This window comes from Cupriavidus sp. 05T313 (genome assembly GCF_056396665.1).
Window position 1 is genome coordinate 107,498 of sequence record NZ_JBFTLX010000003.1, and the last position, 12,553, is coordinate 120,050.

General features: G+C 67.3%; 9 protein-coding genes and 1 pseudogene. 6 read left to right on the plus strand and 4 right to left on the minus strand.

From position 1 onward, the window contains the following. Positions 1 to 4 precede the first annotated feature (4 nt). Both AC1DKD_RS01445 and AC1DKD_RS01450 read right to left on the minus strand, forming a co-directional pair. Positions 5 to 1,528 (minus strand): FGGY family carbohydrate kinase, encoded by a 1,524-nt coding sequence (locus tag AC1DKD_RS01445; protein ID WP_441625485.1) that lies wholly within the window; start codon positions 1,526 to 1,528, stop codon positions 5 to 7. Continuing rightward, entirely contained in the window at positions 1,525 to 2,985 is a 1,461-nt protein-coding gene (locus AC1DKD_RS01450; protein ID WP_441625487.1) for an MFS transporter, read from the minus strand. The genes AC1DKD_RS01445 and AC1DKD_RS01450 overlap by 4 nt, the downstream gene beginning before the upstream one ends. 269 nt (positions 2,986 to 3,254) lie before the next feature. Here AC1DKD_RS01450 and AC1DKD_RS01455 point away from each other — a divergent pair, with 269 nt between their 5' ends. The 6 genes and pseudogenes from AC1DKD_RS01455 to AC1DKD_RS01480 form a co-directional block, all read left to right on the plus strand. Continuing rightward, complete coding sequence (locus AC1DKD_RS01455) at positions 3,255 to 4,406, plus strand: zinc-binding dehydrogenase (protein WP_477142850.1); 1,152 nt, start codon at positions 3,255 to 3,257, stop codon at positions 4,404 to 4,406. 726 nt (positions 4,407 to 5,132) lie between these two features. Further along, entirely contained in the window at positions 5,133 to 6,440 is a 1,308-nt protein-coding gene (hpnI, locus tag AC1DKD_RS01460; protein WP_441625491.1) for a bacteriohopanetetrol glucosamine biosynthesis glycosyltransferase HpnI, read from the plus strand. Then, positions 6,437 to 7,858: a hopanoid biosynthesis associated radical SAM protein HpnJ gene (hpnJ, locus tag AC1DKD_RS01465; protein WP_441625493.1), complete on the plus strand. Its 1,422-nt coding sequence runs from the start codon at positions 6,437 to 6,439 to the stop codon at positions 7,856 to 7,858. Before hpnI ends, hpnJ begins: the two co-directional genes overlap by 4 nt. Before the next feature lie 17 nt (positions 7,859 to 7,875). After that, complete coding sequence (gene hpnK / locus AC1DKD_RS01470) at positions 7,876 to 8,718, plus strand: hopanoid biosynthesis-associated protein HpnK (RefSeq protein WP_441625495.1); 843 nt, start codon at positions 7,876 to 7,878, stop codon at positions 8,716 to 8,718. A gap of 55 nt (positions 8,719 to 8,773) precedes the next feature. Continuing rightward, positions 8,774 to 9,769 carry a lysylphosphatidylglycerol synthase domain-containing protein gene (locus tag AC1DKD_RS01475; protein WP_441625497.1) on the plus strand — a complete coding sequence of 332 codons (996 nt, stop codon included), beginning with the start codon at positions 8,774 to 8,776 and terminating at the stop codon, positions 9,767 to 9,769. 53 nt (positions 9,770 to 9,822) lie between these two features. Then, positions 9,823 to 10,188: pseudogene (locus AC1DKD_RS01480) on the plus strand (helix-turn-helix domain-containing protein); the annotation flags it as partial. Between the two features lie 254 nt (positions 10,189 to 10,442). Here AC1DKD_RS01480 and AC1DKD_RS01485 read toward each other — a convergent pair. Both AC1DKD_RS01485 and AC1DKD_RS01490 read right to left on the minus strand, forming a co-directional pair. Then, complete coding sequence (locus AC1DKD_RS01485) at positions 10,443 to 11,153, minus strand: hypothetical protein (RefSeq protein WP_441625499.1); 711 nt, start codon at positions 11,151 to 11,153, stop codon at positions 10,443 to 10,445. A gap of 155 nt (positions 11,154 to 11,308) precedes the next feature. Continuing rightward, on the minus strand, positions 11,309 to 12,547 hold the full coding sequence (locus tag AC1DKD_RS01490) for a hypothetical protein (RefSeq protein WP_441625501.1): 1,239 nt from the start codon (positions 12,545 to 12,547) through the stop codon (positions 11,309 to 11,311). Positions 12,548 to 12,553: the final 6 nt, after the last annotated feature.

Sequence of the window (12,553 nt, forward strand, 5' to 3'; positions counted from 1 at the left end):
CTGCTTATTGATTGTGGAAGGTCTGCGCGTGACGCAGCTCGGACGCCACCCGCGCATGCCACAGCGCGCGGCGTTCGCCGCGCTCGCTGGCGCCGAGCCGGGGCTCGAAGACGGCATCGGTTTCATTGGTGGCGCGGGCTTGCTGCAGCGACTCCCACAGCAATCCCGACGATCCCGCGAAGAAGGCAATGCCGCGCAAGCTGGCCCGGTCGGTTTCGCGCATGCGCCGGATCGGCATGCCGGTCAGGTCCGCCTGGATCTGCAGCAAGGCGTCGCTGCCGGACAAGCCGCCGCCCACGATGAGTTCGGACACCTTCACGCCAGCGACTTCCTCGTTGGCCTCGATGCACGAAGCAACCGCGTGGGCAATGCCTTCGAGGATGGCGTAGGCCACCTCGGCCTGGGAGCTGGCGATGGAAACGCCCGTCAGCGAGGCCCGCGCCTCGGGCTGCATCTGCGGTACCCGCAGCCCCGTCAGCGCGGGCAGGAACGTCACGCCGCGCGCCGAATCGACCGTGGCCGCCAGCGCGCTGATCTGCTTCGCGCTCTCGAACCAGCGCAACTTCTCGCAGACCCAGTTGAGCGCCGAACCGGTAGTGGCCACGAAGGTTTCGACCGAGAGGTGCGAGACATGATGCTGCCGGCGCGCGGTCATGGTCAGGGTGCCGTCGTACAGCCCCGCCCTGGCCGGCAGCTCCGGCCCGGTCATCAGGTCGACGAAGCTGCCGGTGCCGTGCACGCACATCGATTGCCCCCGGTCCAGGCACCCGAGCCCCGCCGCGCCCGCGAGCTGGTCGCCGGCGCAGGCGAGGATCGGCACGTCGATGCCCAGTTGCTCCGGCCGGGTGCGGCCGAAGTCGTCCGCGTCCTGGCGCAGCGCCGGCAAGAGCGCAGCAGGAAAGCCCAGCGCGTCCAGCCAGCCGAGGTGGTAGCGGTGCTCCGCCAGCACGTAGGCACTGGCGGATGTCACGTTGGTGGGCGTGGTTACGCAGGTGCGTTCGCTGGACAGGTGCCACAGCAGCCAGGTATCGATCGTGCCGAACGCAAGACGGTTCTCCCGGAACGCCTCGGCCACGGCCGGGGTGTCGTGGAGATGGCGGGCCGCCCAGAGGTAGGGGGACCGCACGCCCGCCGGGCGGCCGACCTGCTCGATCAACGTCTTGTCCCAGGCCGGCGCCAGCGCGTTGAGTTCGCTGACGTAGCGCGTGTCCTGCCAGACCATGGCGGGCACGAGCGCGCGGCCGGTGCGGGTATCCCAAAGCACCGCCGTGGCCCGCTGCGTGGCCAGGCCCAGCGCCACGATTTGCAACTGCTCCTGCTGCGCGCGCGCAATCGTCGCGCGGCACACGGCGATGGTCTTCTCCAGGATCGCGTTCGCATCCTGTTCCACCACGCCGGGCCGCGGCGCGTCCACCTGGAGCGCCATGTACTCCAGGCAGGAGACATGGCCGTCGGCGGCGACGACAGCCGCGCGCGTTCCGGAGGTGCCTTCGTCGATGGCGAGTATGACGTGCCTGTTGTGCTTCATCGCTGGGTTTTCTCTATCGCCGGGTTGAGGAACGCCGGGGCCGGCTGTTCATCGCCGCTGAATTGCGGGGCATCGGCTTCGTTGTCTGGATTGATCGTGGTGCGCGTCGGGTCCCAGCGGATCACAAAGCAGATGATGCTGGCCGTCAGCGGCACGATCGACAGGATAAGGAAGGTTTTTTCCAGGCCATAGTTCTCCCGGAAGATCGGGAAAATCAGCAGGCCCAGCGCCGCGCCGGTCGAGCCCAGGGCACCGATGATGCCGTTCGCCCCCGCGCGCAGTTCACTGCGGAACGACAGCGACGAAAGGCTCTTGCCATTGGCGCCGGGGCCGCCCGAGTGGAAAAGGATAAACAGCGACGGCACGATCACCGCCACCCAGACCGGCATCTTGCCGTTGAACAGGCCGAGGATCAGCAGCATGACGAAGACGGCGGCGAATCCGAAGGCGGAAGCGCGCCGCAAGCCAAGCTTTCTGCCGATCAGCGGCGACATGAAGCCCCCGAAGATGCCGAAGACATTGAAGACCAGCGCGCCCACGGTGGCGTAGATGAAGTCCTTGCCGAACAAGGCCGCGCTGATCAGCGGCAAATACCAGCCGACCGCGAAATACTGGATGGACTGGCCGATCTGCACGGTCGCCGCAAGGATGGTGCGCGGCAGGTACACGCCGCGGAAGATAAGCAACACATTGGCCAGGCCGCGTTTTGCCTGGTTGAGGACAGGCAGGCGCTCGTCCACCGGCGCGGCCACGAAGGGCCGGCCATAGATCCGGGTCATCGCCCCGGCAGCGTCGTCCAGCCGCTCCTTGCGCGCCAGCCAGATCGGGCTTTCGACCAGGAAGGCAAGCTGCAGGATGAGAATGCCGACCCCGAAGATGGCCGTAGCGGCCACCGAATAGCGCCAGATGGAATCGCCCACCTGCCACGAGTGGAACAGCAAGGCCAGCAGCAGGTTGCTGCAGACGGCGGTGTACCACATGCCCTGCCAGGTATTGAGCCGGCTCTTCAACTTGACTGGCGTGAACTCCGCCAGCACCGCCATGGCAATGGCGAAATCGATGCCGTAGGCGGCGCCCACGAAGAAGCGCCCGACCAGGATGACTTCAAAGCCCGGCGCGAAGACCACCAGCAGCGCACCGGTCACCGCCAGGAATTTCGCCAGCACCAGCGGACGAACCCGGCCCCAGCGGTCGGCCATCCAGCCGCCGATCGGGTTGAAGGCAATGGCCACCCACGAAGCGAACGAGGTCAGCAGCGCGACCTGCGACGCGGCAAGATGCAAATCCCGCGTCATGGGCCCAAGGCCCGCGCTCAATGCGGAATTGGAGAATGCGTCAAGGAATAATCCCCCCAGCGCGAGCCACCAGATGAGGCCGGCTCTGCCTTTTATGCCTGGGCAGGAATCAATAAACGAGATGACATCATCGATGCCACGGATCTTGATCGTGGATTGCACAGCGGTCTCCTTGTTTTATTTCTGTAAGAGGCCGCAGCAATCTGCACGCAGGGAGAGACCATCTTACAGATGGTCTCTTATCTAGATCTGCAGGCGCACTTTAGGTTGAAAGTTTCCGAGTGTCAAGGGAGTAATCGGGCGCTGCCTGGCCTGCCCCGGACCGGCGGCGCGAGGCGCCGCCAGCCGGTTTTGCCAGAACTTGCTACATTGCTCCCTGCGGCCAACGCAGCCYCGGCCAGCTTCAGACGACCGATCCAAGGAGATACCGAATGCCCATCGAGAGCACCCGCACCGCCCTTCAACTCCGCTCGCTGATCAAGCGCGGCGGCGAACTGGAGTTGTCGCTTGCCAGCGTCGACATCCCCCAGCCCGGCCCGGACGAAGTGCTGATCCGTGTCGAAGCCTCGCCCCTGAACCCGTCCGACCTCGGCCTGCTGTTCGGCGCCGCCGACATGAGCACGGCAAAGGCCAGCGGCACGGCCGGCCAGCCCGTCGTCACCGCCCGCGTCCCTGAGGCGGCGATGAGGAGCATGGCGGGCCGGGTGGATGTGTCCATGCCGGTCGGCAATGAWGGCGCGGGGGTGGTCGTCGAGGCGGGCTCATCGGCCGCGGCGCAGGCGCTGCTGGGCAAGACGGTGGCGGCCATTGGCGGCGCGATGTRCTCGCAGTACCGCTGTATCCCGGCGGACCAGTGCCTGGTCCTGCCGGAAGGGGCGACACCGGCCGAAGGCGCCTCGTCGTTCGTCAACCCGCTCACGGCGCTCGGCATGGTCGAAACCATGCGGCGCGAGGGACATACCGCGCTGGTGCACACCGCTGCCGCCTCCAATCTGGGGCAGATGCTTAACCAGATCTGCCTCAAGGATGGCGTCGGCCTGGTGAACATCGTGCGCAAGCAAGAGCAGGCGGATCTGCTCAAGGCGCAGGGTGCGGTTCACGTCTGCAACGCGGCCTCGCCCACCTTCCTGCAAGACCTCACCGAAGCGATCGCGGCCACGGGCGCGACGCTCGCCTTCGACGCCACCGGCGGCGGCAAGCTTGCGGGACAGATCCTGAGCTGCATGGAGGCGGCCTTGAGCAGGAAAGCCGGCGAGTACAGCCGCTATGGCTCGACGACGCACAAGCAGGTCTACCTCTACGGCGGCCTGGACACCTCGCCGACCGAGTTCACCCGCAACTTCGGCATGGCCTGGGGAATGGGAGGCTGGCTGCTGTTTCCCTTCCTGCAGAAGATCGGACCGCATGCGGCGGGCGCGCTCAAGCAGCGCGTGGTGGCGGAACTGAAGACGACCTTTGCCAGCCACTACTCGAAGGAGATCTCGCTGGCCGAGGTACTGGACCTGGACGTGATCGCGGTCTACAACAAGCGCGCGACCGGCGAGAAGTATCTGATTAATCCGAACAAGGGGCTGGCTGGGTAATGACCCGCGGCGCGGCATGCCGCGCTTGCCGGCTTTCAGTGCCCGCGCCGGGCACTGAAAAGGATCTGCCCGAGCCGGTCGGCAGCGCTCCGTAACCCGCTGCCTGTCGGACGGCTGCCGTCCTGGCGCGCTTCAGGACGGCAGCGCCATGTACAGGATCGGGAATGGATTACCGAACGGGTCCGGCGCGGAGCGGCCGATCCGGCGTACATGCTCGTGGAATCCAGCCGCGTGCCCGTTCTGCTTCTTCCCAGACAACAAAGCGCTGTGCGAGGCCGGCCGCGATGGCGAGCAATATGATCAATGACGTCATTTGCGCCAAACAGGGTTAGCAGGCACCCGGGGGCGGCAGCCATGCCACGCATTGTCATGAAACGATAATCACTTTCTGTCAGCACATTTCATTTGAAAATGATTACCAATAGCATAAGCGAAAATTAATCGGCATAACCTTACAAACTCATTTCAAAACAAATATTATTTTTAAGGAATTCATGGAATTTCTTATATCGATTGCCCTATGATTAACCGGCAGAAAATCCACGCACAATGAATGCGGTGATTGGACCGGGAGCCTTCGATGCAGGTGACTTTTTTCCAGCGCGGTTGCATCCGGCTCGAACTGCCTGTTGATCCTCGCATTGATCTTCCCGCGGCCCTTCGGATGGAAGTGCCTGGCGGTGATGCCAGGGGGAGCAACGCCGTTCGTGCCAGCGGCTGCCCAAGATGAACTGGGGCACACTGCCGGACGTCGCGCTGGCGTGCGTGGCGGCAGGCTATGCCATCGCCGCGGTACTGGCCAGCCGGCGCGCGCCGGCGCAGGCCGCCATCCCTTGCGCCGCCCCGGAAGACGCCGGCCTGCACCCGGTCAGCGTGCTCAAGCCGCTGTGCGGTGCCGCCCCCCAGCTTTATGAGAACCTTGCAGGCCTGTGCCGGCAACGGCATCCGGCGTTCCAGCTGGTGTTCGGCGTCCATGCGGCGGACGATCCCGCCATCGCGGTGGTGGCGCGGCTGCGCGCGGAATTTCCGGCATGCGACATTGCCCTGGTGACCGACTCCCGGGTGCACGGCAGCAACCTCAAGGTCAGCAACCTGATCAACCTGCTGCCACAAGCGCGCCATCCCTGGCTGTTGATTGCCGACAGTGACATTGCGGCGCCCCCGGATTACCTGGCCCGCGTCACCGCGCCGCTGGCCGACGCCGCGGTTGGCGTGGTGACCTGCCTGTACCGCGGCAGGGCCGCAGGCGGACTATGGTCACGGGTCGGCGCGCAGTTTATCGACGACTGGTTCGCGCCCTCCGTGCGCATCGCCCACGGCGGCGGCTCGCGCCGCTTCTCCTTCGGCGCGACGATTGCCCTGCGGCGAGAGGTACTCGACGCCATCGGTGGATTCGCGCCCCTGGCCAACCGGCTCGCCGACGATTTCTGGCTTGGCGAGCTGACCCGCCGCAGCGGCTTGCGTACCGTGCTATCGGACGTCGTGGTGAGCACGGACGTGACGGAAACGCATCTGCCCGCGCTGTGGGCGCACGAACTGCGCTGGCTGCGCACCATCCGTTCCATCAACCCTCCCGGCTTTGCCTTTACCTTCATCACCTTTACCTGGCCCGTGCTGGCGCTGGCCGCCTGGCTATCGCCGCAGCCTCTGGTGCTGGCCGTGGCGCTGGCCGGTATCTTGGCGCGCAGCGTGCTGGCGGGCAGCGCCGCCGCGGCCTTGCGCGCGCCGCTGCGCGACGCGCTGCTGCTCGTCGAATGGGCGGCCGCGCTGTTCGGCGAGAAGGTGCGCTGGCGTGACCAGGTCATGTCGGTACGCGATTACCCCGCCGCTGCCGCCGCGCCCCGCCCGGAGTTCGCGAGCCCGCACTCCGGCCCTGTTCCGCAACAAGGCACCGGCACGCAAGCGGTCACTGGCTTTGCCGCCGGCATGATGGCGCTGCCCCTTTCCCTGCAGGCCGATGGCGCGGACAATGACGAGCGCGACCGCTCTCCCGCCCCGTCTGCAAACGGCATGTTTCCACAGAGACCGCTATGAGAACGCTCTTCCTGCAGGCCCCTTCCTTCGATGGTTTCGACGGCGGCGCCGGTTCGCGCTACCAGGCCAAGCGCGAGATCAAATCGTTCTGGTATCCCACCTGGCTGGCCCAGCCCGCCGCGCTGGTGCCCGACAGCCGCGTGCTGGATGCGCCGGCCGACGGCCTGGACGCACAGGCCACGCTAGATATCGCCGCCGGCTTCGACCTGGTCATCATCCACACCAGCACGCCGTCCTTCCCGACCGACGCGAAGTTCGCCGAGGAACTGAAGAAGCGCAAGCCTGGCGTGCTGATCGGCATGGTGGGCGCCAAGCCGGCGGTAGACCCGGGTGGCACGCTGGGCGCCAGCACCGCCATCGATTTCGTGTGCCGCGAGGAATTCGACTACACCTGCCAGGATGTGGCGGCGGGCAAGCCGCTCAAGGACGTGCCGGGCCTGAGCTACCGCCTGCCGGACGGCTCGCTGGAGCACAACGGCCCGCGCCCGATGATAGAAAACATGGACGCACTGCCCTTTGTGGCGCCCGTGTACAAGCGTGACCTGAAGATCGACAACTACTTCATCGGCTACCTGAAGCACCCCTACGTGTCGATCTACACCGGCCGGGGCTGCCGCTCGAAGTGCACCTTCTGCCTGTGGCCGCAGACCGTGGGCGGGCACCGCTACCGCACCCGCTCGCCGGAGAGCGTGATCGCCGAGGTGAAGTGGATCAAGGAGAACATGCCTGAGGTGAAGGAGATCATGTTCGACGACGACACCTTCACCGACTTCAAGCCGCGTGTGGAAGAAATCGCGCGCGGCCTGGGCAAGCTCGACGTGACGTGGTCGTGCAACGCCAAGGCCAACGTGCCGTACAGCACGCTCAAGATCATGAAGGAAAACGGGCTGCGCCTGCTGCTGGTGGGTTACGAATCCGGCGACGACCAGATCCTGCTGAACATCAAGAAGGGCCTGCGCACCGACATCGCGCGACGCTTCACCGAGGACTGCCGCAAGCTCGGCATCACCATCCACGGCACCTTTATCCTGGGCCTGCCGGGCGAGACCCGCGAGACCATCGAGAAAACCATCGAGTACGCCAAGGACATCAACCCGCACACCATCCAGGTATCGCTGGCGGCGCCCTATCCGGGCACCACGCTGTACCGCCAGGCGGTGGAAAACGGCTGGCTGGAAGAGAACAAGGTCATCAACCTGGTCAACGACAAGGGCGTGCAGCTCGCCGCGATCAGCTACCCGCACCTCTCCAGGGAGGAGATCTATCACGGCGTGGAGACCTTCTACAAGCGCTTCTACTTCCGCCCCGGCAAGATCTGGGAGATCGTGCGCGAGATGCTGGGCAGCTGGGAGATGATGAAGCGGCGCCTGCGCGAAGGCGTGGAGTTCTTCCGTTTCCTGCGTTCGCACGAAGCGTGAGCCCGGCGCAAGACAAGATGACAGGGCAGACCGCGGTGGCATCGCCACGCGCGCTGATCCTCACCGCGGACGATTTCGGGCTGCATCCCGCCGTCAACGAGGCGGTTGAGATGGCCTGCCGCGATGGCGTGCTCAACGCGGCCAGCCTGATGGTGGCCGCGCCTGCCGCCGCCGACGCGGTGGCGCGCGCGCGCCGCCTGCCCGGCCTGCGGGTGGGGCTGCACCTGGTGCTGGCCGACGGGCCCGCGATGCTGCCGCCCGCACGGATCCCGGCGCTGGTCGACGCGCAAGGCCGCTTCGGCTCCGCCATGGCACGTGACGGCTGCCGCTTCTTCTTCCTGCCCGGGGCGCGGCGGCAGCTTGCCGCCGAGATCCGCGCGCAGTTCGAAGCCTTTGCAGCCACCGGGCTGGCACTGGACCACGTCAACGCCCACAAGCATTTCCATCTGCATCCCACCGTGCTGTCGCTGACGCTGGCGATCGGCCGCGAGTTCGGCCTGCGCGCCGTGCGCCTGCCGCGCGAGCACCGCGCGCCGCTGCTGCTGCGGCCCTGGCTCGCGCTATTGCGGCGCCGCCTTGCCGCCGCGGGCGTGGCGCACAACGATTACGTGGTGGGCATCGCCAATAGCGGCGCCATGGACGAAGCCACGCTGCTGGCCGCGCTCGCGCGCCTGCCCGCGGGCGTGGGTGAGATCTACTTCCATCCCGCCGTGGTATCGGGCGCCGAAGTCACGGCCACCATGCGCGGCTATCGCCATGCCGACGAACTGGCCGCGCTGCTGTCGCCACGCGTGCGCGCCGCGCTGGACCGGACCGCGCCGCGCCGAGGCGGCTTCGCCGACGTGCTGGCCCCGGCATGAAGGGCACGGCAATGCTGGCGGCAACACCAGCGGCAACCCTGGCCGCAAACACGCGATGAAGCGGCTGATCTACCTGTCCGGCCTGCTCGGCCTGCTTGGCCTGACCCTGCTGATCAGCCACGAGGGCGCGAGCGACGTGGCCCGCATCGTCGCCGATGGCGGCTGGCTGTTGCTGCTGCTCGTGCCCTTCCACGCGCTGCCCCTGCTGCTGGACGCACAGGGCTGGCGCGTGCTGCTGACCTCGGCCGATCCCGGAGAGCGCGCCGGCCTGGGCTTCCTCTGGTGGGTGGCCACCGTGCGCGAAGCCGTCAACAGGCTTCTGCCCACCGCCAGCGTGGGCGGTGAACTGGCCGGCATCCACCTGACCCGCCTGCGCATCCACGACACCACCGCAATCACCGCCAGCATCGTGGTGGAAGTCATGGTGACGCTGTTCGCGCAATACCTCTTCTCCGCGCTGGGCGTGATGCTGCTGATACTCGCGATGCACGATGGCGGCCAGGCGTGGGTGATCCTGCTCGGACTGGCGCTATCTCTCCCCGTGCCGGTACTGTTCGCGCTCTCGCTGCGTCACAGCGCCATCTTCGAGCGCCTGGAGGGTGCCGCCAAGCGCCTGTTCGGCGGGGACCACAGGCTGGTGGCGCTGATCGACGGCGCTCGCCTCGACGCCGCCATCCGCGCGCTCAATGCGCGCCACGGCGAACTTGCGGCCGCGCTCGCCTGGCAGCTCGCCGGTTTTCTCGCGGGCACGCTGGAAATCTGGTTCGCGCTGATGCTGCTGGGCCATCCGGTGCCGTTCTGGCAGGCCATCGCCATCGAATCGCTGACCCAGGCAGCGCGCCATGTCGCCTTCTTCGTGCCGGCCGGGCTGGGCGTGCAGGAGGCCGTCGTGATGCTGCTGGGCCATCTGCTCGGGGTGGACCCGCAAGTGTCGCTGTCGCTGGCGCTGGTCAAGCGCGCACGCGAGGTGCTGTTCGGCGTGCCGGCATTGTTGTCATGGCAATGGGTGGAACTGCGCCGCTGGCGGCGGGAGGCGGCGGCGCCAAGGTAAGTGCCAACCCGCGCCGCACGCAACTCCGCTGTCCGCCTGGCCCCCCGCAAATCCTGGCGGAAGCGCAGGCCAATGTCATCATGCCGCGCCGCCGCGAAGAAATGACCAGCGCGCGCGTGCGCGGCCATCTGCAGCATACGCAACCCGGCTGGCCGGACCTTGCCGCCACCGCCGACGCGCTGCACATGTCGGTCTCTACGCTGCAGCGTCGCCTGGCCACGGAAGGCACCTCATTCCAGGCGCTGAAGGATGAACTGCGCCGCGACATCGCCATCGTCCGGCTGAACACCAGCAAGGTGCCGCTGGCCGCGCTGGCGCAGGAACCGGGATTTACCGACAGCGCGGCATTCCAGCGCGCATTCAAGGGATGGACAGGTAGTGCGCCGGGAACGTATCGCCGGGGTGACAGCGGCGGCTAGCCGGCCGGTGTCCGCAGTACGATCACGGACTGCGAAGGGGGTACCGGATTACGGGAGGGGATTATCGTGCCGACTGCATGGGCACGACGTAGCTCGGCGTTCTCGCCGAATCGCGAGCTTCCTGCAAGGCCACGCCTCCCTGGCGTCGAGGCGTGGTACGGACAGCGCAGACTACGGCCCGCCTATCGCGGGCACGTGATGATTCCGTTCGATGCGCCGCGCGGGCGACTCGACTGCTGACGGCTGCCGGCGACTCAGCGCGAGGCCACCAGCACGCCGGTGTTGCCGTCCCAGACCAGCTGGGTGTTCAGGTCGCGCGTGGTATTGAGCTTGCCGTTCACGTAGAGGTTGGTCTTCATCGCGTAGGTGCCCTGCGGAGCGCTATCCGGCAGCTTGAGCTCGAAGGAATTTTCGAAGCGGCCGGCCGAGTTCGCGGTGAATGGCTTGGTGCTGGCCCGGATAGGGTTGCCGTCGGGGGCGTAAACCTGCAGCTCCTCGCGGACTTCCTGCACCGGCTTGTTGGTGCCATTGACCAGCTCCACCGAGGAACTGACCTTGACCGGCTGGCCGCGCTTCACCACCTGGCTGCTCAGTTGCGGCGAATAGGACACCACCATCGGCTCGCGCGGCGCCGTGCCGCGGGTCTTGCGGTAGTCGACATCGGCCTGCGCAGCGGTCTTGGTCTGGCGCGACTGGACATTGATCGCCAGGCACGCGACGGCGCCCGTTGCGCCACCCAGCGCGGCGCCTGCGAGGGCGCCCTTCGTGCCGCCGAGAATGGCACCCAGCATCGCGCCCGCGGCCGCGCCGACCAGCGCGCCGGTGCCCACGCCGCAGGGATCTTCTGTAGCCGCACTGCTCTGCGGCCGGCCGGGGCCGCCCGGCTGGGAAGCCGCGCAGCCGCCCAGCAAAGCCAGGACCGAAAGATAGACAACGGCGTGCTGGGCCGGCTTGATGCGTTTCATCGGGGTATCCAAGGTGGGTTAGCAGTAGGTGTGGAACGAGGTCAATCGAAACAAACGGGAAAGATGTGGTGAGACCAGTCGGCAGCTACGCGGCAACCTTGGCCGCGCGTGCGCGGCGGCCATGCAGAAGCCGCCCTGCGCGGCGCGGCTCCCGGTCACTTGATGGTCGTCTCATCCCTGAGGTATTGCAGTTCGCGCTCGCGGATGCGGCGCCCCAGGCTGATGGCTTGCGGGTTGTTGGGGTCGATCCGCCGGGCGCTTTCAACATAGGTCTTGGCCGCGTCGAACTTCATCTGCGAAAGCGCCTGATCGGCATCGCGCAGGAACGACTGGGCCAGGTCGGCCTGGGGATTGCGCGCGGCCGGTGCCGGTGCCGATGGAAGCGCCGGCGGCCTGACCCCGGTCGCCTGGACTACGGCGGTGGCCGGGTCCGCGGACGCGCGGTTGGCCTCCTGTGCGCGTGCGGCATCCTGCGATCGCGCGGCTTCCTGCACCTGCGCGCGCAGCGCCGCCAGATCCAGGTCTTCGCGATTGCGCGCCTGCACCTGGTCGAGCGCGGCGCGGGCAGCGCCGATATTGCCTTCCGTAATGTGCTGGCGCGCTTCCGCGCCGGCCGCCGCGGCGGCGGCCAGGGCCTGCTCGACCTGCTGGCGCAAATCCTTGGCGGTTGCGGTATCGGCGCAGGGCGCGCCAAGCTGGTCCAGCCCATTGCGGGCGCTGAGCAGCCGGCGCTCGCTGATGCGGCTGGCGATGGTGCGGAAGCTGCGCTGGCACGCCGCCAGCGCAGCCTCTGCCTTGTCCGCGGCGGCCTGCAGATCCACCGCCTTGACACGTGCCTGCCCGCTGCAAGAGGCCGCGGCAAGCCCGGCCTGGGCGCGCGCCGAGGCCGGATCGCCCGCTGCGAGGTGCCTGGCGCCGGCGACCAGCGCCTGCTCGCAGGCCTGGTTCTTCTCCCCCGACTTGCCGACCATGTACAAACCAACCACGGCGGCAGCCACCACGCCTGCGGCCACCATCAGGCCGCGGCCCTTGCGGGGGGGCTTGGGTCTGGATTCGGCTTCGGCCCTGGTTTCGGGCTTGGTTTCGGCCTTGACCTTGGCCTTGCCTTCGTCTTTCTCCTGGGCCTTAGGCTTGGGCTTGGGCTGGGGCGGCGGCTTGGCCGCCACAGGCTGGGGCGCGGGCGCGGCGCTCACCGCTTCCTGCGCGGCCGGCGTCGATTGTGCCGCAACCGGTGCCGACGCCTCAGGCGCCGGCATGGACACGCCAGCCACGGGCTGGCTGGCCGGCGGCGCCTGAGGCGTATCCGCGACGGCGTCGCCCACCGCCTTGCCGCAGTAGGGGCAGTGACTTACCGCGTCGTACAGACGCGCTTCACAAGCTAGACAGTTTTCCAAGACTCA

What these genes read in the sequence shown, in the direction of transcription:
- AC1DKD_RS01445 (WP_441625485.1), bottom strand. Translation starts at nt 1,528, where the DNA reads ATGAAGCACAACAGGCACGTCATACTCGCCATCGACGAAGGCACCTCC.
- hpnI (WP_441625491.1), top strand. Translation starts at nt 5,133, where the DNA reads ATGAACTGGGGCACACTGCCGGACGTCGCGCTGGCGTGCGTGGCGGCA.
- hpnJ (WP_441625493.1), top strand. Translation starts at nt 6,437, where the DNA reads ATGAGAACGCTCTTCCTGCAGGCCCCTTCCTTCGATGGTTTCGACGGC.
- hpnK (WP_441625495.1), top strand. Translation starts at nt 7,876, where the DNA reads ATGACAGGGCAGACCGCGGTGGCATCGCCACGCGCGCTGATCCTCACC.
- AC1DKD_RS01475 (WP_441625497.1), top strand. Translation starts at nt 8,774, where the DNA reads ATGAAGCGGCTGATCTACCTGTCCGGCCTGCTCGGCCTGCTTGGCCTG.
- AC1DKD_RS01485 (WP_441625499.1), bottom strand. Translation starts at nt 11,153, where the DNA reads ATGAAACGCATCAAGCCGGCCCAGCACGCCGTTGTCTATCTTTCGGTC.